Annotated in this window: 36 protein-coding genes; 29 read left to right on the top strand and 7 right to left on the bottom strand. The window is 70.8% G+C overall.

Translation table 11 applies throughout. The annotated features are described in order from the left end of the window. The first annotated feature begins 29 nt into the window (after positions 1–29). The 8 genes from ACFQ8Y_RS14840 to ACFQ8Y_RS14805 all read left to right on the top strand — a co-directional run bounded on the left by ACFQ8Y_RS14840 (position 30) and on the right by ACFQ8Y_RS14805 (position 8,986). Complete coding sequence (locus tag ACFQ8Y_RS14840) at positions 30–623, top strand: hypothetical protein (RefSeq protein ID WP_430585976.1); 594 nt, start codon at positions 30–32, stop codon at positions 621–623. Continuing rightward, a complete protein-coding gene (locus tag ACFQ8Y_RS14835; RefSeq protein ID WP_430585975.1) occupies positions 620–3,139 on the top strand; it encodes an ATP-binding protein in 2,520 nt (839 codons plus the stop codon). Before ACFQ8Y_RS14840 ends, ACFQ8Y_RS14835 begins: the two co-directional genes overlap by 4 nt. Beyond that, on the top strand, positions 3,136–5,259 hold the full coding sequence (locus tag ACFQ8Y_RS14830) for a hypothetical protein (protein WP_430585974.1): 2,124 nt from the start codon (positions 3,136–3,138) through the stop codon (positions 5,257–5,259). The genes ACFQ8Y_RS14835 and ACFQ8Y_RS14830 overlap by 4 nt, the downstream gene beginning before the upstream one ends. Before the next feature lie 121 nt (positions 5,260–5,380). Next, positions 5,381–6,460, top strand: coding sequence for a transglycosylase SLT domain-containing protein (locus tag ACFQ8Y_RS14825; protein ID WP_430585973.1), 1,080 nt, complete (start codon positions 5,381–5,383; stop codon positions 6,458–6,460). A 256-nt stretch (positions 6,461–6,716) separates the two neighbouring features. Then, positions 6,717–7,151 carry a hypothetical protein gene (locus tag ACFQ8Y_RS14820; RefSeq protein ID WP_430585972.1) on the top strand — a complete coding sequence of 145 codons (435 nt, stop codon included), beginning with the start codon at positions 6,717–6,719 and terminating at the stop codon, positions 7,149–7,151. 70 nt (positions 7,152–7,221) lie between these two features. Then, positions 7,222–8,163, top strand: a complete 942-nt coding sequence (locus ACFQ8Y_RS14815) for a hypothetical protein (RefSeq protein WP_430585971.1) — start codon at positions 7,222–7,224, stop codon at positions 8,161–8,163. A gap of 11 nt (positions 8,164–8,174) precedes the next feature. Beyond that, positions 8,175–8,345: a hypothetical protein gene (locus ACFQ8Y_RS14810; protein WP_430585970.1), complete on the top strand. Its 171-nt coding sequence runs from the start codon at positions 8,175–8,177 to the stop codon at positions 8,343–8,345. A 2-nt stretch (positions 8,346–8,347) separates the two neighbouring features. After that, on the top strand, positions 8,348–8,986 hold the full coding sequence (locus tag ACFQ8Y_RS14805) for a prepilin peptidase (RefSeq protein ID WP_430585969.1): 639 nt from the start codon (positions 8,348–8,350) through the stop codon (positions 8,984–8,986). Here ACFQ8Y_RS14805 and ACFQ8Y_RS14800 read toward each other — a convergent pair. From ACFQ8Y_RS14800 to ACFQ8Y_RS14790, 3 genes are all read right to left on the bottom strand, one after another. Next, on the bottom strand, positions 8,983–10,128 hold the full coding sequence (locus ACFQ8Y_RS14800; protein WP_430585968.1) for a hypothetical protein: 1,146 nt from the start codon (positions 10,126–10,128) through the stop codon (positions 8,983–8,985). The two genes, ACFQ8Y_RS14805 and ACFQ8Y_RS14800, sit on opposite strands and share 4 nt — an antisense overlap. Positions 10,129–10,139: 11 nt before the next feature. After that, positions 10,140–10,397, bottom strand: a complete 258-nt coding sequence (locus ACFQ8Y_RS14795; RefSeq protein WP_430585967.1) for a hypothetical protein — start codon at positions 10,395–10,397, stop codon at positions 10,140–10,142. Between the two features lie 228 nt (positions 10,398–10,625). Beyond that, a complete protein-coding gene (locus ACFQ8Y_RS14790; RefSeq protein ID WP_430585966.1) occupies positions 10,626–11,057 on the bottom strand; it encodes a hypothetical protein in 432 nt (143 codons plus the stop codon). 139 nt (positions 11,058–11,196) lie between these two features. Here ACFQ8Y_RS14790 and ACFQ8Y_RS14785 point away from each other — a divergent pair, with 139 nt between their 5' ends. From ACFQ8Y_RS14785 to ACFQ8Y_RS14740, 10 genes are all read left to right on the top strand, one after another. Further along, positions 11,197–11,712, top strand: a complete 516-nt coding sequence (locus tag ACFQ8Y_RS14785; RefSeq protein ID WP_430585965.1) for a WhiB family transcriptional regulator — start codon at positions 11,197–11,199, stop codon at positions 11,710–11,712. Between the two features lie 94 nt (positions 11,713–11,806). Beyond that, positions 11,807–12,391, top strand: a complete 585-nt coding sequence (locus ACFQ8Y_RS14780) for a hypothetical protein (protein WP_430585964.1) — start codon at positions 11,807–11,809, stop codon at positions 12,389–12,391. 199 nt (positions 12,392–12,590) lie between these two features. After that, positions 12,591–12,728 carry a hypothetical protein gene (locus tag ACFQ8Y_RS14775; RefSeq protein WP_430585963.1) on the top strand — a complete coding sequence of 46 codons (138 nt, stop codon included), beginning with the start codon at positions 12,591–12,593 and terminating at the stop codon, positions 12,726–12,728. A gap of 188 nt (positions 12,729–12,916) precedes the next feature. Further along, positions 12,917–13,564 (top strand): hypothetical protein, encoded by a 648-nt coding sequence (locus tag ACFQ8Y_RS14770; protein ID WP_430585962.1) that lies wholly within the window; start codon positions 12,917–12,919, stop codon positions 13,562–13,564. Then, complete coding sequence (locus tag ACFQ8Y_RS14765; protein WP_430585961.1) at positions 13,561–13,794, top strand: hypothetical protein; 234 nt, start codon at positions 13,561–13,563, stop codon at positions 13,792–13,794. Before ACFQ8Y_RS14770 ends, ACFQ8Y_RS14765 begins: the two co-directional genes overlap by 4 nt. After that, entirely contained in the window at positions 13,791–14,222 is a 432-nt protein-coding gene (locus tag ACFQ8Y_RS14760; protein ID WP_430562960.1) for a hypothetical protein, read from the top strand. Before ACFQ8Y_RS14765 ends, ACFQ8Y_RS14760 begins: the two co-directional genes overlap by 4 nt. Next, entirely contained in the window at positions 14,219–15,082 is an 864-nt protein-coding gene (locus ACFQ8Y_RS14755) for an RAMP superfamily CRISPR-associated protein (protein WP_430585960.1), read from the top strand. Before ACFQ8Y_RS14760 ends, ACFQ8Y_RS14755 begins: the two co-directional genes overlap by 4 nt. Next, positions 15,079–15,891 carry a hypothetical protein gene (locus tag ACFQ8Y_RS14750; RefSeq protein WP_430585959.1) on the top strand — a complete coding sequence of 271 codons (813 nt, stop codon included), beginning with the start codon at positions 15,079–15,081 and terminating at the stop codon, positions 15,889–15,891. The genes ACFQ8Y_RS14755 and ACFQ8Y_RS14750 overlap by 4 nt, the downstream gene beginning before the upstream one ends. A 280-nt stretch (positions 15,892–16,171) precedes the next feature. Continuing rightward, positions 16,172–16,900 carry a hypothetical protein gene (locus tag ACFQ8Y_RS14745; RefSeq protein ID WP_430585958.1) on the top strand — a complete coding sequence of 243 codons (729 nt, stop codon included), beginning with the start codon at positions 16,172–16,174 and terminating at the stop codon, positions 16,898–16,900. After that, positions 16,897–17,730, top strand: coding sequence for a phosphoadenosine phosphosulfate reductase family protein (locus ACFQ8Y_RS14740; RefSeq protein WP_430585957.1), 834 nt, complete (start codon positions 16,897–16,899; stop codon positions 17,728–17,730). Before ACFQ8Y_RS14745 ends, ACFQ8Y_RS14740 begins: the two co-directional genes overlap by 4 nt. Before the next feature lie 95 nt (positions 17,731–17,825). Here the strand turns inward: ACFQ8Y_RS14740 and ACFQ8Y_RS14735 are convergent, their stop codons facing one another. The 4 genes from ACFQ8Y_RS14735 to ACFQ8Y_RS14720 all read right to left on the bottom strand — a co-directional run bounded on the left by ACFQ8Y_RS14735 (position 17,826) and on the right by ACFQ8Y_RS14720 (position 19,573). Beyond that, on the bottom strand, positions 17,826–18,092 hold the full coding sequence (locus tag ACFQ8Y_RS14735) for a helix-turn-helix domain-containing protein (protein ID WP_430562965.1): 267 nt from the start codon (positions 18,090–18,092) through the stop codon (positions 17,826–17,828). 2 nt (positions 18,093–18,094) lie between these two features. After that, the gene (locus ACFQ8Y_RS14730) at positions 18,095–18,586 is read right to left on the bottom strand and encodes a hypothetical protein (RefSeq protein WP_430585956.1); all 492 of its coding nucleotides are present in this window, start codon (positions 18,584–18,586) and stop codon (positions 18,095–18,097) included. Positions 18,587–18,653: 67 nt separating this feature from the next. After that, the gene (locus ACFQ8Y_RS14725; protein WP_430585955.1) at positions 18,654–19,064 is read right to left on the bottom strand and encodes a hypothetical protein; all 411 of its coding nucleotides are present in this window, start codon (positions 19,062–19,064) and stop codon (positions 18,654–18,656) included. Further along, positions 19,061–19,573, bottom strand: a complete 513-nt coding sequence (locus ACFQ8Y_RS14720; protein ID WP_430585954.1) for a hypothetical protein — start codon at positions 19,571–19,573, stop codon at positions 19,061–19,063. Before ACFQ8Y_RS14720 ends, ACFQ8Y_RS14725 begins: the two co-directional genes overlap by 4 nt. A 325-nt stretch (positions 19,574–19,898) precedes the next feature. On the opposite strand from ACFQ8Y_RS14720, the gene ACFQ8Y_RS14715 reads away from it, so the two are divergent. The 11 genes from ACFQ8Y_RS14715 to ACFQ8Y_RS14665 all read left to right on the top strand — a co-directional run bounded on the left by ACFQ8Y_RS14715 (position 19,899) and on the right by ACFQ8Y_RS14665 (position 25,783). Further along, positions 19,899–20,345 (top strand): hypothetical protein, encoded by a 447-nt coding sequence (locus tag ACFQ8Y_RS14715; protein WP_430585953.1) that lies wholly within the window; start codon positions 19,899–19,901, stop codon positions 20,343–20,345. 76 nt (positions 20,346–20,421) lie between these two features. Continuing rightward, on the top strand, positions 20,422–21,090 hold the full coding sequence (locus ACFQ8Y_RS14710; protein ID WP_430585952.1) for a hypothetical protein: 669 nt from the start codon (positions 20,422–20,424) through the stop codon (positions 21,088–21,090). A 188-nt stretch (positions 21,091–21,278) separates the two neighbouring features. Further along, positions 21,279–21,563 carry a hypothetical protein gene (locus ACFQ8Y_RS14705; protein WP_430585951.1) on the top strand — a complete coding sequence of 95 codons (285 nt, stop codon included), beginning with the start codon at positions 21,279–21,281 and terminating at the stop codon, positions 21,561–21,563. Positions 21,564–21,591: 28 nt separating this feature from the next. Then, complete coding sequence (locus tag ACFQ8Y_RS14700; RefSeq protein ID WP_430585950.1) at positions 21,592–21,849, top strand: hypothetical protein; 258 nt, start codon at positions 21,592–21,594, stop codon at positions 21,847–21,849. A 1-nt stretch (position 21,850) separates the two neighbouring features. Further along, a complete protein-coding gene (locus tag ACFQ8Y_RS14695; RefSeq protein WP_430585949.1) occupies positions 21,851–22,063 on the top strand; it encodes a hypothetical protein in 213 nt (70 codons plus the stop codon). Positions 22,064–22,257: 194 nt separating this feature from the next. Continuing rightward, positions 22,258–22,479, top strand: coding sequence for a hypothetical protein (locus ACFQ8Y_RS14690; protein ID WP_430585948.1), 222 nt, complete (start codon positions 22,258–22,260; stop codon positions 22,477–22,479). A 91-nt stretch (positions 22,480–22,570) separates the two neighbouring features. Beyond that, entirely contained in the window at positions 22,571–23,593 is a 1,023-nt protein-coding gene (locus ACFQ8Y_RS14685; RefSeq protein ID WP_430585947.1) for an ArdC family protein, read from the top strand. Positions 23,594–23,787: 194 nt separating this feature from the next. After that, positions 23,788–24,111 (top strand): hypothetical protein, encoded by a 324-nt coding sequence (locus ACFQ8Y_RS14680; RefSeq protein ID WP_430585946.1) that lies wholly within the window; start codon positions 23,788–23,790, stop codon positions 24,109–24,111. A gap of 2 nt (positions 24,112–24,113) precedes the next feature. After that, the gene (locus ACFQ8Y_RS14675; RefSeq protein ID WP_430585945.1) at positions 24,114–24,620 is read left to right on the top strand and encodes a hypothetical protein; all 507 of its coding nucleotides are present in this window, start codon (positions 24,114–24,116) and stop codon (positions 24,618–24,620) included. A gap of 143 nt (positions 24,621–24,763) precedes the next feature. Beyond that, complete coding sequence (locus ACFQ8Y_RS14670; RefSeq protein WP_430585944.1) at positions 24,764–25,099, top strand: hypothetical protein; 336 nt, start codon at positions 24,764–24,766, stop codon at positions 25,097–25,099. Between the two features lie 114 nt (positions 25,100–25,213). Beyond that, positions 25,214–25,783 (top strand): hypothetical protein, encoded by a 570-nt coding sequence (locus tag ACFQ8Y_RS14665; protein WP_430585943.1) that lies wholly within the window; start codon positions 25,214–25,216, stop codon positions 25,781–25,783. Positions 25,784–26,142 lie beyond the last annotated feature (359 nt).

Here is a 26,142-nt window from a genome sequence, read left to right as displayed (position 1 = left end):
CCCCCTCCCGGTGTGCCGGAGGTATGACGATGGCTCAGGACTCTCGCGCGGCGCGGTGGTACACCCGTGCCCGCCGCATCCCGATCCTGATCGGGCGCACCAGCGAAGGATCGAAGATCCCCGGCGGGCCCTACACGCTCGGACAGGTCATCGCCTTCTTCGCGATCGTCTTCGGGCTGTGGAAGACGATCAAGTTCTGGGCCGTCTTCGACGGGGTCACCAACGCCACGATCTTCATCGCGATCGTCGCCGGCGCCGTCTACGGCATGGGCAAGCTGCCGCGCAGCGGACGCAACCCGCTGTCCTGGACGGTCGACTTCGCAGCCCTCACCCTCCGGGCCCCGGGCGGGAAGCTCAACGGCAAGCCGCTTCCCGTGAGCAAGCCTCGACGCCTCCGCCACCGGGTCGTGACACCCCAACTTCCGCCCCTGCTCGCCGACGACACGACCGGCGAGCTCGAAGCCGACATGCCCACTGCGGAGCCGAGCACGACTCAGCACCCACCCAAGCCGACGCCCAAAGTGGCCGCCCCGGAGCCCGCGGCACCCACCGGCCGCCAGACCGTCCAGCTGACCGCCGTCGGCCGCCTGCTGGCCAACGCCAACACCCAGGAGGACTCGTGAGCCACAGCCAGCTGACCGACATGACGCACAACCTCATGTGGACCCGCTCCGGGACCGTGTGGGCGATGTGGCGCCTCGAGCCGCTGCCCTACGGCTACCGCACGACCGACGCCAAGGAGGACACCCGGGCCCTGCACGCGAGCCTGTTCCGGGCGCTGCGCGGTGAAGGTCTCCTGCTGGGCTACTGCGCCTCCACCGACCCCACCACGGTCGTGCAGCAGATGATCGACGGCCTGGACATGGACGACCGCGAGGAGTGGGCCGCAGAGTGCGTCGCGACCCTCGACCTCCTCAAGGAGATCGACATCGGCCGGCGCGCCTACTGGCTCGCCGTGCCGCTCAAGAACGCCGGCTCCAGGGCGTGGTCAGAGCCGCTGCGCGCCGCCGGCGCCAGCCTGCGCGACGCGGCGGCGATGCCCCGCGTGGGGCCCTCCCCGCGCCAGGTGCGCAACCGACTCGAGCAGGCCGAGCTGATCCGCAAGGTGCTGCCCTCGTCGTTCAACGCCCGCCCCGCGACGGTCGCAGAGATGACCTGGGTGCAGATCCACGCCCAGCAGCGCGGGCTGCACCTGGACCTGCCGGTCCCCAGCGGTGACGCCACAGACCCGGTCACCCGGATCCTCAGCGCCGGCGCCTCCATCCCCGACGTGCACACCGACCCCTCCGGCGAGACGGACCTCGGCCGCCGCCTGACCCCGTGGGAGCGGCTCAAGCGCCGCTACCTCAAGGTCACCAACCTCGAGACCACCGAGCCCTCCTATCAGGTGATGCTGGCCGTGGCCAACGTCCCCAGCGGCGGCATCGCCTTCCCCGGCGGCGAGTGGCTCGGACGTCTCGACGAGTCCGGCATCCCCGTCGACTGGGCGCTGCGTCTGAACGTGCGAGGCCGGGACGAGGTCACGGCGCGCAACCGCCGCGCCAACGCGAACCTCACCGACCAGTTCGACCAGCGCTCGGAGGAGAACCGCGCCGGCGGATCGAGCCAGCTCGTCACCGCCGCCAGCGACCTCGCGGAGTACCAGGGCATCCTCGACTCCGACGAGCTCGAGGTCGAGGTCGAGCACACCGCGATCCTCGCGGTCGGGGGCACGACCCCCGAGGAGGCCGAGGACCTGGCGGGTGAGCTCGCCAAGCACTACGCCCGGTCGCAGTTCAAGCTCGTCACCGACGCCGCAGCGCAGGAGGCGCTGTGGGACGCGATGCTGCCCGGGGTGCCGACCACGCGCGCCGTGCGCGAGCTGTCGCAGATCACCACCGCGCACAACATCGCCGCCGCGGTTCCCGTCATCACCAGCGAGCTCGGCGACGACCGCGGCTTCCTGGCGGCGCTGGAGATCTCCGGCGGCCGGCCCAACCCCGTTCTGATCGACCTGGCCGGCGCGGGCATCCGCATGGAGGTCGCGATGGCCATCGGCGTCGTCGGCGAGCTCGGGTCGGGCAAGAGCTTCTTCCTCAAGAAGTGCGCGCTGGACGCCGTCGCGCGTGGCGCGACCCTGGTAGCCGTTGACCGCACCGTGTCCGGGGAGTGGGCCACCGCCGTCGCGCCGATCCCTGGCTCGGTGGTCGTCGACGTCTCGGAGAACGCTAGGTTCAGCGTCGACCCGATCCGGATCTTCGGTGTCGGCCAGGGCGCCCGAATCGCTCAGACGTTCCTGACCACCCTGCTGAACGTTGACTCCACCGAGGAGCAGGGCGTCCTGCTGAGCGACGTCCTGGAAGCCCAGTACCTCAGCGCCTACCAGATCACCAGCCTCGGGGCTCTCGTCGACCACCTGACCAGCGGTGCATGCGACCTCCCGGGCGCGGAAGACCTCGGGCGCAAGATGAACGTGTTCGCGCGCAAGGACTTCGGCGCGGCGATCTTCAACCCGCATCTGCCTCCCCTGGACATGGACGCGCCCGCGATCGTGTTCTGGACCGCCCTGCTCGAGCTCCCCGACGCCGACGAGCTGAACAACCCGATGCGGTTCGCCCAGATGAGCCTGGAGAAGAAGCTCGGCCGCGCGATGTACGCGCTCATCACCGCGATCGCCCGGCGCCGCTGCATGAGCGACAGCAAGCGACTCGGGCTGTTCATCGTCGACGAGGCGCACTCGGTGACCTCTTCGCCCGAAGGGCTCGCCGAGCTGCGGATGTTCGTGCGCGACGGTCGCAAGCACCTCGCGACGATCATCCTCGGCTCCCACGACCCCGAGGCCGACTTCGGCGACGAGGTCCTGCGCGGCCTGATCGCCTTCCGCGTCCTGATGCGTCACCGGGACCGCACGCTCGCGGCCCGTGGCCTGCGCTGGATTCTGAGCCTGCCCGTCGAGGCCCCGGTCGAGGACGAGCTCGTCGACCTCATCGCGAACGAGACCTCGCCCGTGCTCGCCGACCAGGGCGTGCCGCTGGAGCGCCGCGGCGAGTGCCTGATGCGCGACTTCCAGGGGCGCATCGGGCGAGCCAAGATCCTGCCGCCCGCCACCGACGAGCGCGCCCACGCCATCCTCACCACCCCCGAGGGGGCCGACGCATGAGTGCCCGCAAGCGCCTCGCCGCCATCCTCGCGATGACCGCCGTCGTCGCGCTGACCACTGCTGCCTCGGCGTCGGCGGCCGTCAGCGGCCAGCAGACCGCCGCCGTGCCGGACCCGATCCTGGTGACGGACTCGCACGGCATCCCCGCCAGCGACTTCCGTCTCGCGATGTACGACGGCGGTCAGGTCTGGAACGCGGACAACTGGTTCTGGACCATGGCCATGACCATCGGGTGGGAGCCCTACCGGTACTTCATGCAGATCTCGATCGGCACGCTCGCCTGGCTGATGAAGCTCGAGTGGGTGGAGTGGCTGCTGGCGCCGCTGCGCGGCCTGGCGTCGGTGGTTCAGATCGCGGTCGACCAGTTCGGCCTCATGCAGCTGATGTTCGTCATCCTGAGCGCCGTCGTGGCCTGGTGGCTGATCAAGGGCCGCTTCGCCGGCGGGATCGTCGAGCTGCTCGTCGGCTGCACCATCGCCGCCCTGGCCGTGGGGGTGCTGGCCAACCCCATCGGCATCATCGGCGACAAGGACACCGGCCTGATCTACCAGAGCCGCGACGCCGGGATGGACCTCTCGGCGGCGATCTCCAGCGACGGGAAGAACCTGGAGGGCAACTCGGCCGAGCTCGCCGACAGCGCCGTGACGGCCCTGGTGGACACCTTCATCCGCACGCCCCACCAGATCATCAACTACGGCGCCGTCATCGACGACTCCAAGTGCGAGTCCGTGTACGACGACGCGGTCCAGAACGGCAAGGACCTCACCGACACACGCGAGACGATCGCCCGCTGTGACCCCGCCTACAAGGAGTTCTCCGACAAGCCCGACATCGTCAAGACCATCAACGCCGGCGAGATGTGGACCGTGCTGATCGCCTTCGGCCTGTTCTCCCTCGTGCTGATGATCGTGTTCATCCTGGCCGTGCTCGGCGCGGGCTGGCAGGGCATCAAGCTCATCGCCCTGCTCATCATCGGCGTCGCACCGGGCGGCCCCCGCGCCTCCCTCATGCGCACCGCCAGCAACCTGGCCTTCGCGCTCGGCATGATCGCCATCACCTGCGCGTTCATCACCGGCTGGATGAAGATCCAGACCGTCTTCTTCGCCCAGTCCGAGGGCGTGCCGTTCATGCTGCGCATCCGCATCTTCAACCTGCTGCTGGTCGCCGGCACCATCGGGCTGATCATCGCGCGCCACAAGGTCAAGAAGGCCCTGCACCGGATCGGCGACAGGCTCGCGCAGCTCGGCGCCAGCAGCACCGCCTACGAACCGAGCAAGCTGCCCGGCCAGGTCGCGGACAAGGGCTACCAGGCGTGGCTCTTCGCCCGCCGCGGCGCCAAGAAGCTGCCCCCGGCCAACCCGGCGAAGCCCCAGCTGGAAGCCCCCGCCAGCGGAAGCAGCCCGGCCGTGCGAGTACCGGTCAAGACCCGGCCCCAGCTCGCCACCAGCAGCGTGCCCAACCTGCTCGGGCCCGGCGCGGGCACCAGCCCCACGCCCGGCCCCGGCCCGGCGCCGCGGCCGCCGTGGGCACCCAAGGGCCCGTTCCACCAGCCCGCGACCACCGCCGCCGGCGCGCTCACGAGCGCACCCTCCAAGGCGCTCATCCTGCGCTCGCGGCTGGGCACGGCCACCAAGGCGGCAGCCCAGGGCGCGGCCCTGTTCGCGACCGGCGGGTCCAGCGCCGCCGTCACCGCCGGCGCGAAGGTACTCGCCATCGGAACCAAGGCGGGCACCGCAGCGCGCACCGCAACCGCGGCGACCACCACGACCCGGGCCATCACCGCGAGCAAGAGCGCGGTGACCGCCGGGGCAGCAGCCAAGGGCGCCAAGGTGATCAGCACCGGAAAGGCCGCCAACGCCGTCACGCGCACCACCAAGGCCGTCGACGCCGCACGTCAGGCCCGCGACAGCGCGCTGCGAGCCAAGCTCACCTCGTCGCCGATGCGGCCCCACAAGGGCGGCGGCATGGTCGACCAGAGCACGGGCGTCACCTACCGGCGCGACACCACGCCCAACGGCAACGACGACGTCGAGGTCTACCGCCCGACCGGCATCGACCCCGACGCCGTGCGCGAGCTGCGGGCGCGCCTCAAGCCCACCAAGTTCGGGAAGCACTCGTGACCAGCCGCCCGGCGCCGAGCCCGGTGGCGGCGGGGACTGACCTCGCCGCCACCGGGCCCCGCCGAACCCGCAACGACGAAGCCGCCCACCCGATCCTCACCGCAGGACGGGAGGGCAACGCATGAGCAAGAAGTGGCTCCTGGCGCTCCTGATCGTGCCCGTCCTCCTGCTGGCCGCCCCCGCCGCCGTCATCGGGCTCGGCGTCATCACGATCATGAACGGCCCCCCGAAACTCGAGACCAGCGGCGGCACCGGCGCGCTCAACCTCCAGGCGATCCCCGAGGCCTACCGCGCCGCGATCACCGAGGCGGGCAAGCGGTGCAAGGGCATCACCGCCCCCCTCATCGCCGCGCAGATCGAGGCCGAGTCCAACTGGAACCCAGCCGCCATCAGCCCCGTGGGAGCCATGGGCATGGCGCAGTTCATGCCCCCGACGTGGTCCGAGTTCGGCAAGGACTACTCCGGCGACGGGCGCGCCGACGCGAACGACCCCCTCGACGCCATCGGCTCCCAGGCCGACTACATGTGCCACCTGCACACCTGGGTGAACCAACAGCTCGACGCCGGCACGATCAGCGGCGACCCCATCCGCCTGGCGCTCGCGGCCTACAACGCCGGTTCCGGGCGCGTCCTGGCCGCTGGCGGAGTGCCGGGCATCATCGAGACCCGCTCCTACGTCGAGAAGATCATGGCCGGCATCGCCCGCTACACCAAGGCGCTCGCCGGTCACGACTACGCCGCTGGTGGCGGTCCGGACGTCTCGGCCGACGGCACCTACCGCGAGGCCATCGGAGGCTCGGGCAAGCTCGATCGATCGATCCTGTGCCAGATCCCGTGGGCCGCGTCCGGGCAGGTCCTGCGGTGCGACGCGCAGCGCGCGCTGAGCGAGCTGAACAAGGCCTTCAAGGCCAAGTTCGGGCAGAACCTCGCGATCACCGACGCCTACCGCGACTACGCCACCCAGGTCCGGCTGAAGGCCACCAAGGGCTTCCTCGCAGCCACACCGGGCTACTCCAACCACGGGTGGGGCCTGGCCCTCGACATCGGAAACCTAGGCCCCGAGGGCTCCACCCGTCACCGGTGGCTGCGTGAGCACGGACCAGCCTTCGGGTGGCAGCACCCGTCGTGGGCGCGCATCGACGGGCGCAAGAGCGAGGCCTGGCACTGGGAGTTCGTAGGCACCGAAGGGGCGAAGGGGTAGAGGCGTGGCAACGACGAAAGACACTCGACGAGGGGCCGGGACGGCCCTGGCCAGGTGCGCGGCCGCGGCGGTCGCGTGCACTCTAGCGCTGGCGGGATGCGCCTCCGACGAAGGAGACGCTCCCGCGCGTCCGTCCCAGGAGCTGGCAGCCACTCGCGCCCCCTCGAACGGCGCGGACGCCGGCGGGAAGAGCCCGGCCAGCCCGTCGCCGAGCACGTCCGCGAGCGCCTCGTCGCGGCCGGTTGGCCCCGACGCCGTGGCGGACGCCGTCGCCCGCACCTGGTGGGAGGTCGACGCCGCCAAGGACGAGTCGCCGCTGGACGCTCGTCGACGCGCCGCCCAGTACCTCACCGCCGAGTTCGCGCAGCTCAACACCCAGGAGCTGCCCAGCAGCCCCGGGCACTGGTGGAACGTGCTCGCCCACGACAAGGCGCGCTACAAGGTCACGGTGACCAGCGCGGACGAAGCCGTCGGCGTCGACGAACAGGCGCACGACACCGCCACGATGACCAGCCGCGCGCGTCTCGTCGAGCTCATCCCCGTGAACAACGAGGGACGCACCGGCGACACCCGGGTGGTCCTCATGACTCTCGACCTCTACCGCCCCAGCAGTGCTGACGCCTGGCTCGTCGACGACATGACCATGGACGAGGCGGCCGACCTGTCGAAGAGCCCGCAGGACTTCGGCTGACCCCAGCTACCGACGGGGACGCGCGCCCTGCTGGTGTCACAGAACGGCCCTCACCGGCACCTTCCCCCAGGTGAACCACCACACCGACAGGAAGGCGCGCGACATGGCAAAGCGCTCCAGCTCCCACGGGCCGGCACGCCCAGACGGATACGTCGTCGACGCCGACCGCGGCTCCGGCCCTGCCAGCACCAAGAGCGCTGCGCTCCTGGACACCGACGAGCACGCCCAACGCACCGCGGCGCGCGAAGGCCTGCGCGACCTCGACCGGATGACCGAGGCCATGCCCGGCCTGAACCGCCTGCAGAAGGACCGCGAGCGCCTGATGCCGCGGGAGACGAATGCCGAGCTGCGTCACCCCGTGATGCAGCGCAGGTTGCCGCCGGCGGGCCGGGTGCGCACCCCGGCGTCCTCGAGGCAGCGCAAGGCGCGCTCGAAGGCGCGGACGTTGACCTTGGCGGGGCTGCCCGAGGTGCAGGTGCGCACGCAGCACGCGCTGGTCAGTCGTGAGGCGGCGTGGCGGTCGGTGAACGACCAGCTGTCGGAGCACACCGGTGACGTCGCAGAGCTTTCGGACGCGGACCAGGCTCGGGTGCGCCGGATCGATCGGTCGATCCAGGCTTACGAGCGACACAACGATCGTGGGCACGTGCTGTACGCGAACGTCGCGATGCCCTGGTACATCAATCGGCAGAACGTGGCCGGCTTCGTGGCGAACAACTTCAGGCCCGGTCGGCGGCTGTCGTTCGACCGGTACACCGCGGCGACGCACCAGCTGCACGAGACCGCGGATCAGGTGGCCGACGAGCGGGGGCGGGTGGTGGTGTTCGAGATGGAGACGCGTCGGGGCGCCTACCTCGGTCGGTCGGACGGTGCGGACAACACCCAGCACCTGCTTCCGCGCGGGCTGGAGTTCGAGGTGGTGGCCTCCCACGAGGCGACGTTCCGGCGCCCGGACGGGTCGACCGGCAAGAAGCGCATCGTGCAGCTGCGCGACGTGACCGACGAGAAGTGAGGAGACGGACGATGGCGAGCAAGGACAAGAACGACGTGTGGGAGAGCGCGGAGTCCATCGAGGACCTGCGACGGGGGGAGTGGGGGTTCGCTCCCGAGATCCTGGCCGCGGGGATGGACCTGCCGCGGCCGACGGACGGAGCCGGCTACGAGGGGGACGCGCAGCGCGAGACGAGCAAGTAAGCGTGGCTGGAATCGTTGGCGCCGTCGGGGGTCTGCTCGCAGGGGTGTTCTTCGCCTGGTGGCTGCCCCAGCGGCGGTACGCGCGCGTCGGGGACGTCACCCGGCTCGTGCCACGTCGCTCGGCGGTCCTGGCTGTGCCCGTCGTGGCGGCGCTGTGCGGGGCGCTCGCGGCCATGCAGGACTCGGCGTGGTTCGCAGCAGGGCTGGCGGTGTACTTGGCCGGGGGGCTCGCGATCGTGTGGATCGACCTGGACGTCCACCGGATCCCGGACCGGGTCCTGGCGCCGACCGCCGGAGCGCTGCTGGTGACCACGAGCTGGGGCAGCGTGACGGAAGGGCCGCAGGTGTGGCTGCATGCCGGGCTGGGGGCCGCGGGCATGGGGCTGTTCTTCGTCGTGCTCGCCGTCGTCGGGAGCATGGGCCGCGGGGACGTGAAGCTCGCACTGGTCACCGGGATGATGCTGGGCCCGCTCGGCTGGCCTGTGGTGGTCGCCGCCGTGGTCGCCGCCCTCCTGGTCGGCGCGCTGGTCGGCGTCGTGATGCTGGTGCGGGGGCGCCGCGGCAGCGACCACTTCGCCTTCGGCCCAGCGATCGTGGCCGGCGCCGCGCTCGCGGCCACCTGGGTCGATCTGGCTGCCTAGAACCCAGCGCTCACCGTCGCTGAGCCTCCTGAGGCGTCGGGCAGGCTGTCGGACACCGCGATCACTGCGCCGTCGTCACTCGGAACGACCACTCTGCGTGGCTCGAGGCACTGGCCCGACGGGATCGTCACCACCGTGGCCGACTCGTCGTCGGAAGCCAGCGCAATTACCTCGATCCCATCCATGCGCGCCGCGGCCGCGCACTCGGGGCCAAGCCGGGCGGACCAGATCTCGTCCTTGGACACCAGGTGCAGCTGAGCGTGCACGGGGCGTGCTACGGCCTGTGGGGTCGCGTCCTCCTCGGGCGGGTTGGCGGCCCAGGCGAGCGTCACGAGTGCGGCGGCGACCACGACCGAGAGCGCGAGGACAGCCCAGATAGCGCGGTAGACCTTTCGTCGAAAGTCGATGTACCGAAGGAGGTGTGCGCTCATCTGAACGCCAAATCGAAGGCGTTTGACATCGTCAGTAGCGACGTCAAGTGCGGCTTTCGCCTTTGCTATTTTCCGGTTCTCGGCCTTGGGATCGGTCGTCGTCGCGCGCGCTGCGGACTTCGCCTTGTGATACTGCTTCAGCGCTTCGTGATACTCCGCGTCGGTCGTGCTCATCTGAGCCATCAGGTCCTTCAATGAGCCTGTGCCCCTGTGAAATGCGGGGTCGGCCTCGACGCGGTCGAGGAGCCACGCGTCACGCCGGGCGTTTCCGCGGCGGCCTTCCTTGCCTTGGGCTAGTTCTTGAAGCCGGGCCTGGTCGGCCGGCTTTCCGGGTAGCCGCGCCCATGTCAGCAGACCGATTGCGGCGATGGTCCCGGCGAGCGCGGCTGCCGCAGAGCCGATCGCCCACCCCAGCCGCGGCCCCTTGCTGAGTTCGCCGATACTGCTCAGCTGGGTGCCGGCGACCACCAACGTTGCGATGGCCGCCAGTGCGCCGACGAACCATGTCAGCGTCGCGATCGTCTTGTCGGAGGCTTCCTTGTACGGGTCGGCAGGAGGACCAGATGCCGGTGGGGGCGTTGCGGCCGACGCCTGTGGCGCCGGGGCTGCCTTGGTGTCTGGTGGTGTTGAGGCGCTACTACGAGGGGCAGGCGCGGCCCCGCCGGAGAACAGGTTCTGAAGGAGCTGCTTGAACCGTTCGAGCGTGGACACGTGCCGGCCCCTTACTCATGGGAGGCGATGCGGACATCGACCCAGGCGAGGTCGGCGTTCACAAGCGCTTCCAGTGCCCGCTTGAGTCTCGTGGCGTCGCCCGCTGCGAGCTCGACTCGGGGTGTGCCCCCCTGGGCGATCGTGGCGCGTGTCTGGTCGAGCATGCCGATCAGCGAGGCTCCCTCGGTAAGGCTGATGACCCAGCCGTAGGGATCTTCCTCATCCTGAGTGACGGTGATCCCGTCCATCGGGTCTCTGTGCTCGTCCATTCCGACCTCCTCTGTGATCATCGGCGAACTGATGAGTGCAGTGGGAATGGGTGATGCAGGCGGGAGCGGCTCACCGGCGGACCCTAGCCTTCCGGCCTGATGTCCTCAGTGTCCGCCTCGGCAACGGCCCCTCGCCGCACGACGGTGGCGAATTCACCCGCCGCTATGGCTTCCAGCGGCGCGACCAGTTGAGGGAAGACGCGTTCGGCAACGATGCGGCCCGCCGCGCTAATCGCGCGATCGGTACCGCTTGTGCACTGACGACTTCGGCACGTGGCGGCCTTCGGCTCGGCGGATCAGATGTGCGACCTCAGACCACGAGACGCCCGCGTGCCGCAGCTCCTCGACGACGGCTGATTCGTCCTCGCCCCGCCTCAACCTCTCGGCGGCCTCATGCAGGACCTGATCGCGACGGCGCCATGGGTGCTGGTCGAGCCACTCCTCGATCTCTTCAGCGTCGAACAGCACACGGCGCGCGGAACCCTTCGGCAACGGCGCCGGCATGCCCGTCGTGATGCTCGGGCGACGGGACGTGGTCGATGTCCGGGAAGTGGCCACCGACGCACGAAGGGTGGAGGCAGCAGGGCGAACACCGAACACCTGATGCAGCCGTTCGGCGACCTGCTCATAGCCGTACGCCCTGCCCTGCGCGCTGCTCACCTCTCGAGTCTACGGACACACCCGCGACACCCCGTTGAACTGCATCGGTGGACGGAATGCAGCACTCGATGTCATGATGGTCGCATCGCTCCTAACCAGGGCGCCGGACTCACCATCCGAACCGAGAGGAACCACCCTCATGACCACGCTCATCGCCTCGCGCGAGCAGACCCCGTACAGTGACACCACTGCGAGCATGCAGCCTGACCCGGAGGCTCGTCACAACGGTGGCGACGCCTCCGAGTCTTTTGCCCAGCGATTCCCCATCGAGTCCGCGCGCTGCGCGACCGCCTCCGTCGAGGGCGACTGGGTGCCGGATCGTGAGCAGAGCGTCGTGCCGCAGGACCAGGCAGCCCTGTGCAAGCGCTGCGACGGACGCGCCACCTGCCTGCTGTGGGCACTTGCCGGCAACGAAGAGGGCTACTGGGCCGGCACCACGACCAAGGACCGCGAGCAGATGCGGGCCATCGGGCGCGAAGACATCGACACCGCGGACTGGCTGCAGCGCATGGCCCGCAACACCGACGGCGCCCTCCACGAGCCCGGCAAGGGCGGGATCTCCCAGTACCGCAAGAACTGCCGCTGCATGGAGTGCCGCAGCGCGAACACCAAGCGGCGTGCAGCCGAGCGCGCCCGCCGCGCTGCGGCCGCGTGAACGGCGCGACGCCACAACCGATGCGGGAGACTCATACCCACCGCCGCGTACCCGGCCGACCCGCCGGCTCACAGCTCGAGGAGAAGCGACCCCAGTGCCCCCGATCGACGCCCCCTGGACCCGAGTCCGCACGCCTGTCGCGGTCCCCAAGGACCCCACGCCAGCCGCCCTGCTCGCGCTGAGCGACGTCGACCTCGCCGAGCTGCTGCGGTCCCACCTCGTGCCCCGAGACCAGTCGAAAGCTGGGCGCGACGCGTGGGACAAGCTCTGGCTCGCCGTCCGTGCCGACGACAAGCTCGCCGACCGCGCCTACGACATCCTCGAGGAATTCCTCAACGCCACCCAGGACGCCCTCGAGCGTGACGAAGTACCGGAGGCGCAGAAGAAGCGCGCAGCGAAGTTCATCGAGTTGTGCCAACAGTCCTGGGCCCGCATCGACCGCGGCGGCTCCGCGCCCCAGTACCTGGACTGGGCCGGAAAGGCCGGCGACTTCCAACCCCGGGCACGGTACGTCGTAAACGTCCTTGTGACGGCCATCGCCCGACACCGCGCCACCGTCCGCGAAGGGAGCCCCGGAACGCCGGCAGACGACGAGCTCTGGGCAGCGCTGCGCGAGGTCAAGCTCGACCCCGATGAGTACGACTACACGGAGCAGCTGCTAGCCAAGGACGAGGAATAGGCCCGGCTCGGGAATTCAACTAGACGCTCTGCACGGCCCAGCAAGGGCCCCCGTTGCAACCCCTTAGTGGGGGCGCAACGGGGGCCTTTCGCTGCACCAATAAAGAACCATGCCAGGGGTGCCCACAATGCCTGGAGGCCCTCACGGGTGATGAATACGTTGGGAGATATCGCACCACACATCACACCCGGAGGCAGAAATGGACTGGAACGACATCCGCCAGATCAGCGACGGTGACCGCCACACCGAGGGTCGCCTGCGACGCGAGAACGTCACCGTCGCCGAGCTCACCATCGCCCAGCAGCGCCTCGAGGGCGTGCAGGAGGTCGCCGCCTGATCACCACCCACCCACGCCCCTTTCGACGGCGGCCCTCCTCCAGGACGCGGGGGAGGGCCGCCTCTCGTCTGCCCCGGCCCCACGACGCCCGACCAACCTGCGGGGCCGCTGTCACAGAACGCACCCCGCGCGCACCTTCCCCCTGGTGACAGACACAGACCACTGACCTGTGCGAGGGGAGGCCCGCCATGGACGTACTGACCGCGATGTGGGCCAGCCAGACGCACAGCAGCACCGAGCCCGGCAATCACGGCCGCTGCGCCCGATGCGCCACCCAGGGCGCTGGGCAGCCAGCGACATCAGCGGTCTCGAAGAGCTTCACCGGCTACGACGACTGGGCCGACCCCCGCGGACGGTTCCTGTGCGACCGGTGCGCCTGGGCGTACAGCACGCCCGCGCTGCGCTCCTACCCCCACCATGTGACCCGCGAGCCCGCAACCGCCACGGTGCTGAGCCGCGCCCGGCTCGCCGTGATCCTCGCGGCCGGCGCGGTCGGCCCCGATGAGGCCCTCGTCGTGCCGCTGCGTCCCGGGCGCAAGCATCTGGTGCCCGGCGCTCGCTGGGGGCGGGTGACCACCGACAACGCCTGCTTCCCGTGGGGACGCGCCGACGCCCGGCTGCTCACCGTCGTCACGCGTCTGCGCACCCGCGGGTTCGGCTCCCGGATGCTCACCGAGCCCGCGCCGCCGTTCACCGTGCTCGCCCGCCAGCCCCGCGACCAGTGGGCGGACGTCCTTGCTGACTGGGACCGCCTGGCCCCCTGGCGCGACGCCGATAGCCCGTGGCTGCCCCTCGCCCTGCACGCCACCACCCCCTCGACCAAGGAGGACCGTTGACCATCCCATTCGCCGCCGTGACCTCGACGGGAGACGCCATCACCCACCTCGTCGCGGTCAGCCCCGCGCTGGTCGGCGCCAGCCCGGACACCCTGCCCCCCTCCACCCTCTGCGGGCAGACCACGCGCGGCCAGGCACCCGGTGTCCACCCCGCCGACGCTGCGTGCGGGCTCTGCTTCGAGGTGGCCCCGTACTACATGGCCCTGCCTGCCTACGGGGTGCTCCAGTGACGAACGAGCAGACCCCGACCGACCGCTGGCTCGCCGCCGCGGCGGAGTACATGCCGCCGCTGGACGGCCCCGAAGGAACAGCAGAACGCCTCTTGCTGCACGTGCACTACGGCATCGAGTGGAACAGCAGCTGGGTCGCCCGCTACCGCAAGACCTACTGGGCCTCGCTGCTGCCCGACCGCGTGATCTGCGCGACCTACCGGGCGCCGAACCTGCGCCGCTGGTGGCGCGAGGTCGCCGACGACCTCGGATCCGCCCCCGCCCGGCCCGCCGAACGCGCCGAGCTCGAGCAGCTCCTGCGCGCCGACCCACTCCCAGTGCTCGAGGTCCTGCGGTTCGAAACCGAAGCGCTCCTCCTGCGCACCCGCATCGTCGCCGAAGCCCGCCGCGCCGCACACACCCCCGCCACCGCCGGAGAGACCCGATGACGATCACCTGGAACGGCACCCTGACCGCGGCAAGCTCCATCGCCCACGGAGGCGACACCCGCGGCACCATCACCCTCCTGCGCCGCGAGCGCGTCATGACCGACGCCGGCCAGCTGGTGTACGTCCCCGTCATCTCCGGCAACACCCTGCGTGGACGACTGCGGCGCATCGGCGAAGAACTGCTGCGCGACGCCGTCGACTACGAGGGCCAGCTGCCCGCACCCGCGGCACACGCCCTGCGCGGCGGCGGCGCGCTGGCCAAGAGCAGCACCGAGCCCCTGTCCGGGAGCCGGCTGCAGCACGTCCGCGACCTCGTCCCTCAGCTGGGTGTCTTCGGCGCGGCAGCGGGCGGGACGATCATCGGCGGCGCGCTCGACGTCGGCAAGGTCGTCCCGCACCTGGCCGAGACCACCCGGATCACCGGCGTCCCCACGAAGATGACCGCCCACAACGTCGTCCAGCTCGAGGCCTACACCCGACAGGACGACAGCGACGACCACGACTTCGCCCCCGTGGCGACCAGCGACGCCACCCACACCATCGACGAAGACGGAACCCCGCACGTCACCAGCGGCAGCAACCAGATGCTGTTCCACATCGAGACGTTCCCCGCCGGGACCCAGTTCTCCACCTGGCTCAGACTGCGCCGCCCCAGCCCCCTCGAGCTCGCGTTCACCACCGACGTCATCGACACCTTCGCCACCTCCGGGCGACTTGGCGGCCGCATCGCCATCGGCCACGGCCAGGTCCACGTGGACCTCACGCCCACCGGCGACGTCCCCGCCGACCTCCCGGATTGGCGCGCCCACGTCCACGAGCACCGCCTCGACATCCTGCGGGCGCTCAAGGAGCTGTCATGACCACGCCGACCACCGCGCCCTCGACGAACGCACGGCGCGCCTCGTACGGAACCAGCGCCTGGGAGAAGCAGTACCGATACGACGTCGCCTGCGGTCGCAAGCGCACCGTCCCCGCAGGCCCCGTGCGTGCGCACGTGCGCACCCTTCTCGACCACGACCTGACGGCCGCATCCATCGCCTACGCGGCTGGTGTGTGCCGCGCGACCCTCACCCATCTGCTGCGAGGGCGAACCACCCTCAAGCGCGACGTCGCCGACCGACTCCTGGCCGTCACCCCCGAGCAAGTCGCCCGCGACCGCCCCGAGCCGCTCGTGCCCAGAGACGGCACGGTGCGCCGCATCCACGCCCTCCAAGCCCTCGGCTGGACCTACGCCCACATGGAGCAAGTCCTCAGATCGGCCGGCTACCTCCAGCAGCCCGAGAAGATCGTCAGCCCGCGCAGCCCCCACGTGACCCGCGAGACCTATGACGCGATCTGCCTGCTCTACACCACCCTCAGTAACACGCGAGGGCCCTCACGGCGCGCCGCGGCGCTCGCCGCTGAGCGTGGATGGGTCGTACCCGCCGCCTGGGACGACGACACGATCGACGACCCCAGCGCGGGCCCCGAGACGCCGAGCGCCCATCCCGAGACGGCCCACGACCACCTCGACGAGTTCGCCTTCTTGGTGCGTGGAGGCGAGGCCCCTGACCGCGCAGCACACCGCGCCGGGTACAGCTCAGCCGACAGCATCGGCGCCGTCGCACGCCGCAACGACCGCGACGACGTCCTCCGCCTCATGGCAGAAACGGAGTACGTGGACGCATGACCACCCCACCCACGACCACGCCACGCGAACCAGCAACCTGCGCCTGCGGGCTCACGCTGCCCGTCGGCCCCTACGCCGGAACCATGCAGCGCTGCGACGACTGCGCCCCGACCACGCTCGAACCCTGCGACTTCTGCACCACACGCCCCGCCCTGCGCCGCTACCCCGCCAGCGGCGGAGACCAAGCCACCCCGTCGCTCGCGGCCAGTACGCACACGGAGGAGGGGCTCGGTCCGTACCTTGCGGTGTGCGGGCGCTGCGACCGGATGGGTGGAGCACGATGAGCGGCAAGTTCGCCCCGATGCGGGTGCAGGCTCACCTGGCCGCCGGCGTCGGTCAGGCAGCCCCGTGGGGGATCGCGCTCGACGGCCTGCTGGCCTCTCAGCTGTGGGAGCGCCAGAAGGCGGAGGTGCGCGCCGCGGGACGCGAGTACACGCGCGCCCTTGAGAATGACGCCCCGCCGGACCTCGACCTGCCGCTCGCGCGGTGCGGGCCGGAGGACGGCCCATGGCACTGGGCTGCGACCTGCGCGCACCCTGACCGAGTGGCCGACCGTCCCGACGTGCACACCTGGACCGGACGCGTCGACGAGCGCGAGCTCGAGCAGGTGGCCTCATCGCTGCCGAAGGTCATCTCTGGGCGCCAGGGTCGCTACCGCGCCCGCCGCATGCCGCTGCTGGTGACCGCGTGCGGCACGCTCACCTGGCACGCGGTCGGAGATCCCGGCGCCGTGGCAGACCTACTCTCCGACGTGCGCAGCATCGGCAAGAAGCGCACCAGCGGCGAAGGCCACGTGCTGCGCTGGGACATCGAGCCGGCACCCGACCTCGACGTGCTGACCGCCGCGCACCTGCACCCCGACGGCACGCTTGGACGCCCCACCCCAGACCACTGTCGGCGCCAGCTCGTCGGCGCGCCCGACACCAGCGTCGGGCGCGCCGGCATCCGCCCGCCCTACATGCACCCCGCACGGCAGCACGAGCTCCACCTACCGGCCCTTCTGTCATGACCACCGCGAACCCCGGCCTCAACGTGCAGGCGTTGCGCGCCCTGCGCTCCACCACCCGCGACCTGCCGATGGTGCGCGACCGCATCTGCACCCACCTGGACGCCCACGAGGGCTACGTCGCGTTCTCCGGCGGCAAGGACTCCCTCGTCGCCCTCCACCTCGCCCACCAGGCTGTCCCCGACGTCCCGGTCGTGTTCTTCGACTCGGGGCTGGAGTACCCCGAGACGTACACCTACCTCGCGGACCTCGCCGAGGCATGGGACCTCAACCTGCACGTCATGGCGCCCAGCGCCGGAGCCCTCGAGCTCATGGCCAGCGCCGGCGGGTGGGACCACACCGCCCCCGATCAGGCCGTGCCGGACATGCACACCGTCCTGATCACCGAACCTGCCGCCGCTGCGCACCGTGCCCACGGGCCCGGCGAGATCTGGGGCGTGCGAGCGGCCGAAGCCCGCGGCCGCGCCGCGGCGTACACCAACGCCCTGCGCCGCCACCCCTGCACATGCCCACGCCCCTGCAGCAGCCCCCAGGAGCGCCGCGCGCACCACGGCGGCCGGATCGCCCGCAACGACGGCACCGTCGCCTACGGCCCCGCCTGGGACTGGTCCACCGAAGAGGTCTGGACGTACATCGCCCGCCAGAAGCTGCCGGCCAGCCCCGTCTACGCCAAGCTGCAGCGCCTCGGAGCCCCCGAGCACGCCCTACGGGTGTCCACGATGCTCGACGGCTCCCACCTCACCGAAGGACGCATCACATGGCTCCGCCGCGGCTGGCCCGACCTCTTCGAAGAGCTCGCGGCCGTCCTACCTCGCCTTCGCGAGTACGTGTGACGCCTCATGACCACGACGGGCAGATACTCCTAGGTGGACATGCGCCGATCGTGCCGCGATATTCCGCGACGGCGCGTGCGAGCCGCCCTGCATCTTCACCCGGCGGTCGGCTCCTGGCCGCGCGCGAGCTCGACAACGATCAGGCGTGTGAACTCGACCATGTCCAGGCCCAACGCCTCGGCTATCCCCGCCGCGTCCGACAGGCGCGGCTCCCGAGTTCCGTGCCAGTAGTACGAGATGGCGCCCGTCGACACACCGGCGCGCTCGGCGAGCACGCTCTGCGTGATCGAGGCTCGTGCCGCCTCGACCCGGATCGTGGTCGCGGCGGCAGCGCGGAAAGCGGCGCGCTCCTCCTCGCTCATGGTCACGAGAAGTCCCCGAGGTCCGTCATCTGCTGCGTGTAGGTCACGGCGTGGGGGTGGTCGGAGCAGAGGGTGAGCATGGCGATGATCTGATCACGCAGCTCGAGGCGCTGCGTGGCGTCGAGGTCGTTCGCAGGCGGGTTTGGGGGCACGCGGGCCGCGGTGGCGCACAGCTCGTAGATGGGCGTCAACGCTTCCTCGTCGGGAACGACCTGCCCGACAACGTTGGCCCCGAGCGTTGTCATGACGTCGTTCTCGAGGTTGGTGCGGTCGCCATCGCGCCATCCGGAGACGGCGCAGTCCTCGTGCGTCTCCCAGGTCGCCGTGAAGTCCGGCGCTTCGGTGCGGTCGATCCAGGTGGGCGGGGCGTCGCCGCATGTCAGCTCGACCGCGGGCGATGCTTCGGCCGGCGCCTCGGCTGGCTCGCTGCACGCCGTGAGGGCGAGCACCAGGACGGCCGCAGTGGTCGCCGCGAACGATCGTGCGATGGTCATGGGGTTCCTTCGGTCGTCAAGGTACGGGCGTCGTCGCTGCTTCACGCCATGCCACGCGGGGGACTGCTCAGCAGTTCTGCGGCTGGGAGAGCGAGCACTGCGGCTCGTCCGGCCAGGTGGAACGGCCCCCATCCTCGTCGCCCTGGTTGAGCCACCACAGCACGGCCAGCACCGCGGCCACGCCTGCGACGATGCGCCATCCTTTAGATGCGCCGTCGCTGGCGGTGTCGACGGGTGCAGGCTCGACAGCGTCGGCCGCCGGCGCACGCGCGGCGAGCAGCGCGTCGGCGGCCGCGCGTATCGACGCGTTCCGCGGGTCGTCCGCGCCGGGTGGGTACTCGCCGGTGCGGTCGTAGTGCTCGAGGTACCCGCTGACAGTGGCCGGCGGCGTCGGGCGGCGCGCCTGCGGGCCGACGGTCCAGTCCTCCGAGGACGGCTTCGGCTTCCAGGCCCCGTGCTCGGGGAGCTGCTTCGTCATGAGCCGGCGGTGAACTCGACCACGGAGCCGCCGTCTTCGCCGGACCTGATCGTCAGGGTCCAGCCGTTCCAGGTGCGGGTGACGTCTCCGGGGTTGTCCTGCCACTCGGTGAGCGCGTTGTCGAGCTCGCTGGTGTCGCCCGGGGGCGTCAGGCCGGTGTCGATCGCGACGCACCGGGCCACCGAGTAGGCGTCCTGCGAGTAGGTGTCGGTCGCGTCGGAGCCAACGGCGATGGTGATGGCCTCGGGGGTCACCATGGTGGTCTGGTCCCAGATGGCCCCGCCGCCGTCGCACGACGCCTCGACCTGCAGCGTCGCGGGCACCTGGTCCAGGGACGTCACCGCGGCCGTGGGCTCCGGCTGGTCGTCGGCCGCCGCGGTGAGCGAATACGTCGCGGCCGCGGCCACGACGCCGCCCACGAGGAGACCCCCGACCGCGGCTGAGACGAGCGGGAGCACGGGCGAGCGGCCGGCGGGCCGAGCGGGGTTGACGGTCACAGGTTCCTCCACGGTGGTCAAGGTACGGGCCGCCGCCGCCGCCGGCGCCTGAGCGGCCGGGTGAACCTGACACGTGGCCGCATTGCGTTGGCCTCGTCACCGGGCTCGATGGGGGCTGGCCCGGAGCCTCGGTTCGAGATCCGAGCAGAGCGGCCGCTCGCAACTCTCGCTCGGTCTCACATCCTCCGCTGGGACAGCGGGACCCCATGCCCGCTGTCCCAGCGACCGCGTCGCGGAGACCAGGCTGATTTCGTGGATGGCCAGCGGTAACGTCGGGGACACCAACCACACGGTGGCCTGACCAGCCGCCTCGACACCCCGCCCGCTGGAGGGACCCATGTACACGACCCCCGAACTCACGCTGCAGTCCGCGAGAGTCGAACTCCTGTCGAGCCTCGTCCGCTGGGCCACGATCGCCGAGATGCGCACCGCGGCGTCGCTCATCGCCGTCGCCGTCCGCGGGGCACACCCCACCGCCACGCACGTGCACCTCGAGGCGTCCGACCAGGGCGACTGGCTGGCCGCGACGGCGTGGGCCGACGCCACGGGCGAACTGGCCGACTTCGACCCGCAGATCGACGAGGACGTGCACGAAGCCGCCATCCACCTCTACACCGAGCACATCGGCCTCCAGGGCGGCTACGGCGCCGTCTCGACCAAGGCACTGTGCGCCCTCGACGCCCGACGCGGCACCTACCTGCTGACGATCGACGAGGCAGCAGAGATCGACGCCTACCCCCCGATCCTCGACGAGGCAGCCCGAATGGTGCCCATCCGCCTCTGACCTCTGCCCGGCTTCACACCACCACCCCGGCAGCCTGACCAGCCGCCCCGAATCACGCACGCACGGAGGACCAACCGTGACCACCAACATCGACGAGACCATCAAGCAGATCGACCACGCCACGGCGCTCGCGGACATCATGTACGCCTCGATCCGCACCGCCATGCACACCGCGGCCCGCGTCATCGCGCGAGCCGCCCGCGACGCCCACCCCGATGCCGCCAGGGTGCTCCTGGACCGCGTGCACGGCGACGGGCCGTGGCTGGAGGTGATCGGCTGGGACCGCGGGCACGGGCGCGTCGAGCCGATTGCCTTCTCGGCGGCGGCCGAGCGGATGGCCACGCACCTGCGCGTCGAGACGATCGGTACCAACCCGCTGTGCGGCGTCGTCGACGGGCTCTGGCACGAGCGCAGCATCCGCTACATGCTCGACATCGACCGTGTCCTGGCTGCCGAGCCCATCAGCCCGATCGAACTCGTCATCGTGCGTGACCCGGACGGCGGCACATACACCGACGTCGGGGCCTTCGGCGTCCCTGTGCCGGGACTCCTGGTGTCCGAGTGCGTGGTCGATACGGGCGCGGGCCATGAGTGGTACGGCTGGGTCGAGCACCGGGACGCCGAGCTCGCCGCGGCCTCCCCGCGCATGCGAGCCCTGGTCGAGGCCGCGTTCTCGGACCCGCCCGGCGGGAAGTACGTCGAGGGGCGCGAGGACCGCGACTGGCTCGACGGCACCGCCGATTGACCCACCCCACCCTGAGGCCGCTGCGATGCCCCACCAAGGGGCTCGCAGCGGCCCTCGGGGGCGGGCACCCCATGCCGCCCGCCCCCGGGACCTAGGACCCTCCCGACGTCGGTGGACGCCGGTAGCGTGGGGAGCACCAACCCAGGCGGGCTGACCACCCGCTGCGATGAGAGCTCGAGGTGTTTCCCATGGCAGAGCTGTGGCTGTACAGGCACGTGGACTCGGCGAAGCGCGCGGAGCTGCTGCGCGACGTGCGAGAGGGCCGGCTGGCGTCCTACGGTGCCCGGTTCGGCGAGGCGTTCGGCGCGTTCATGTACCTGGTGGACCTCCACCTGCGGCGCCGGTACGGCGTCACGCACGACGACCTGGCCGACTTCGACTGGCGCACCGAGCACGACACCGGCAGCTCGCCCGTCGAAGCGGCCCGCGAAGCCATGCTGGCGGAGGACCTGCTCCCGCCCGGCGTCCGCTGAGCCCACGTCACGAGCAGAGGAGCGGCCCGTGCCCGAGTACCAGTTCACCGTCACCGAGACCACCCAGCACACCGTCATCACGACCCGCGCCACCCTCGAGGAGGCGAAGGACGCCTACCTCGAGGGCACCGCGCGGTCCGTCGACTACGCGGTCACCGAACGCACCTGGACCGACATCACCGCCGACGGCCGGGCCATCGACGACACCGCCGACCCCGACGCCGGGCACCCCGACCACCAGGACATGGAGTACCAGCAGTTCCTGCGCGACCAGGCGGAGGGCTGAGGTGCTGCACGAGCCCACCATCCCCGGACCCGCCGAGGTCGTCGTCTTCCAGTGGGGCACCCAGCATGGCCGCTGCATCGAGTGCGGCCTGCCCGCAGCGTTCTACCGACTCGACGCCTATGGACCCGGCAAGCACATGCGCGCCTGCTCCGTGTGCGCGGCGTACGGCGCCGCCGACGGCGAGGCCATCGCCCGCATCGACGAACACCCGTAGGACGCACTCGCGCCCCGCCGGCCAGCGGTCCGGCGGGGCGCCTCGAGCTCGAGGCAGCACTCAACCTGGACGAGCACCCCATGCCGCCCGTCCAGGGGGCTGCGGGCACTCGCACGTCGGTGTCGACGTGTAGCGTCATGAGCACCAACCACCCGGTGGCCTGACCAGCCACCTCGAAGCCCCTCGGAGGGGTCATGACCACCACGACCGCTACCCGCACATGCCGCCTCGACACCCTCCCGCGCGGCACTCACTTCACCATCCCGCGCGGCGCCGTCCCCGAGCACGGCACCGTCCTGCGCCACAGCGGCGGTGGCGTCTACGTCCGGATCTACTACCGCGACCACCCGCAGGTGTGGATGACCTCCGACACCCAGGTGATCCGCGTCGTGCTGGACGACGCCGCGGCCCTCTGAGGCCCTTCGGCGGCAGCCGCCGCCAACGCTCGACCCGAAGACCAACCACCCGGTGGCCTGACCAGCCACCTTGAAGCCCCGAGGAGGGGTCATGACGACTGCTACCCGTACCCGCGCCCAGGACTCGACGACGACCGCCAAGGCAGCCGAGCGAGAGGCCCGCCTCGCCGAGGTGCGCGAGCGGCTCGACGAGGCCGTGAGCGCCCTCGTGACCGGCGAGGACTGGGCCCGAGCGATGCGGTTCGCGGCCCGGTTCCGCAGCCGCTCCTTCAACAACACGCTGCTGATCTGGATGCAGCACGCCGCCGCGTACGAGGCGGGCATGACCACCGAGCCCGAACCGACCTACGTCGCCGGGTTCCAGCAGTGGAAGGCCCTCGGCCGGCACGTGATCAAGGGCATGCGCGGGTACCAGATCCTCGCGCCCGTCACCGCACGATTCGCCAGCGCGAACCCGAAGGACCACGCGTCCTGGTACCGCCTGGCCAAGGGCGCCAAGCCCGCCCCGGGGGAGACGGTGCGCTCGCGGATGATCGGCACCCGCGTGGCCTATGTCTGGGACGTCTCCGCCACCGAGGGCGCCCCGCTGCCCGAGCACCCCCGCCCCCAGCTCCTGCAGGGCGAAGCCCCCGCCGGGCTCTGGGACGGCCTCGCCGCCCAGATCGCCGCGCACGGCTACACCCTCCACGACGCCACCAGCGCTGCCGAGCTCCACGGCGCCAACGGCGTCACCAACTACGCGCACAAGACCGTGCACGTGCGCGCCGACATGGACGACGCCGCCCGGGTGAAGACCCTCACCCACGAGCTCGCCCACGTGCTGCAGGGAGCCACCCGCGACGACGTCGACGGCACCCTCACCGACGCTCCCCGCCACCGCGGGATCGCCGAGGTCGAAGCCGAGTCCGTCGCCCTCATGGTCGGCGCCGCGCACGACCTCGACACCACCGGCTACACCGTCCCCTACGTCGCCGGATGGGCCGCAAGCACCAGCACCGACCCCGCCGAGGTCGTGCGCTCCACCGCCGAGCGCGTGCGCACCATGGCCCTGCAGATCCTCGCCGAGCTGGACACCAACCAGACCCCCACCGGCACCCCGGAACCCCCGGCCTGACCACTCCCGCCCCGCTCGCCGCCGCGGCGCTCGCGGCACGGGCGGGGCCGGTCTGTCGCCCTCCGGATCAGGGGCACCCCATGCCCCCTGATCCGGGGCCGATCGGGCCGCCGGCGTCGGCGGTAGCCGGTAGTGTCATGAGCACCAACCACCCGGTGGCCTGACCAGCCGCCTTGAAAACTGCGAGGCATCCCATGGACCTTCCCGTCGGCACGCTGCAGATCGACTTCACCGCCCGCTGCGCCAAGACCAGCACCGGGCACCACCTGACTACCGGCCTCGACCTCAACCTCACCCGTCGTACCCGGCTGACCCTGGGCGTGGTCGACTACGCCGAGGACGTCGCCGGACCCGGGTCGGGCAGCAGCCTCGGATTCGTCGACTGCGGCTGCTACACGCCCGACGTGTTCGCCGCTGCCGACCAGGTGCTCGCCCGCCGTGGCTTCACCCGCACCGGCGACTACCGGCAGGCCGAGGACGGGTTCTGGCAGGCCGTCGTCGTGCGGACGGAGGCCTGAGCATGGACGCCACCGACCTGATCCTGCGCGTGCGGCCCGACACCACGACACGGCTCCTGACCGGCGCCGACCACCCGCACCCCGGCATGGAAATGTCCGCGCGGACACCAATCGTCGTGGACGACCCCGACTCGCCCATCCCTGCGCTCGACCCGCCCGCATGGGCGGGCACCGCCGGCGGGGCAGGCGTCGCGCTCGTTCCGGGGGAGTACCGCGCGCGTCTCGACGACTTCGCCGACCCGATGCCTGGTGACCTCATGGCCGCCGCCCGGCTCCCGTGGAACGAGGGGCTCCGTGCCGGCGGATCGATCGGCGTGCACGTCGATGCCGAAGGCGCGCGGCACGTCGCGTGGCGTGAGCTCCACGCCGACGGGAACGGCCGACCTGCTTACTGGCGCGCCGTGTGCTCCTGCACCTGGAAGTCGGACTTCCACTACGGCTACGGCGAGCCCTTCGTCGACATCGCGTGGAACGCCGCCCGCGACTGGACCCGTCACCTGCCCGCCTGACAAGCCGTGGGCAAACCCTCTGAAGCCAGGGGTGCCCACAACACCTACCAACGGCCCGCGCCGTCGCCGTACCGTCGAAGACACCAACCACGGCGGCCCAACCAGCCACCCGAAGCCCACACCACGCGTGAGGGAGCAGAGCCATGGACACGACGACGCGACGCACCATGACGGAGACCGCGCTCGCACGAGCCAACGTCGAGACGATCAACGACGAGACCATGATCACCGTGCTCCGCGAGCGAGCCCGGCACGCCTACCCGGACGAGCGCGCACACCGCAACGGACTCACCACCACCTACATCTACGCCGACGGACCCGACATGGTCGCCGGGGTGCTCCCCGGCACCTACGTGCTCGAAGAGACCGAGCACGGACAGACCGCCTGCTACCGCTTCACCGACCGCTACGACGCCTACGACGTCGTCGTGGCCCGCAGCCTCGACGCGCAGCTGGACGACGCCCGAGTGCACCCCTAGCACCCCGGTGGGTGGCCGGCCGGTAGCAAAGCCACGCCCTGGCTACCCACCGGGCATCAACGCGCGGCTTATACGACGCGCGGCTGGTCCCCGCACAGGGCTATGTTGCGAATCGTGGCGGATCTGACGTGGCTGTACGGGGTCCTGGCGGGCGGTGCACTCACGTTCGGGGGTGCAGGGCTCCAACGAATGTGGGCGCTCAGAGATCGCGAGGCGAACCTCAAGGAAGAGCGAATGCGAGAAGTACGCTCCCGCGCCGACGGCAAGGCCGAGCAAGCGTACGATTCAGTAATCGAGCTTGAGGAACTCATTCGGCGCAGGTCGTCGACGGTGTCGAACCAGCTGTTCCCGCCCGAGGACCGGCCAGCCGCGGCTGCAATTCTCGGACGTATCGAGCGGGACGCCGAATTCTTGCCCGCGCCGTTGCGGGGGAAGGTGCGCGTTCTGCCACGTCTGTTTCCTGACCTGGACCACCTCTTCGACACTGGGTATGTCAGCGACTTTCCACGCACTGTGGCCCATCGCACGATTGGCCCCGTAAAGGACGCGTTGGGGAGATACCTCCGAAACGAGGTAGTGTCAGCGGAGCTCGACGACGAGAGTGAGCAATATATGGCTGCGCTAAACGAATTCAACGACTACATCGAAGCCGAACTTGAAAAGCAAGAGCGGGGTCCCTCCTAGTCCTCTTCTTCCCTAGGGGCACTGGGGCCTCCGCTGCTTTGTGCTGGCGGTTTTCGGACATGGGTGTTGGTACCTGGGGTGGGTATGTGGTTTGTTGCTTGGGGTACTAGTGGGGTGGTTTGGGTGGGTTTGGTGGGGTGGGTGTGACTGCTGATCCAACTGCTGATCCAACTGCTGATCCCACTGTTGGTGTTACTGGTTGTGCCACCACTTGTTGGCGCTGTCGAGGCCCGCGGCCGGCGGCCGGGGGGTAGCCCTGTCGGGGGTCGCTGACGTCGCGTCCCAGGCGCGTGGGCGAGCCGCCGGGCCGAGGTGTTCGGTGTCGAGCAGAGCTCGTGCACGACCGTCGCGCCGCGCCC

This window comes from Isoptericola sp. NPDC056605 (assembly GCF_042792795.1).
Lineage (GTDB): Bacteria > Actinomycetota > Actinomycetes > Actinomycetales > Cellulomonadaceae > Isoptericola.
The sequence above is the reverse complement of the archived record's forward strand: the minus strand, read 5'-3'. Positions and strand labels throughout refer to the sequence as shown.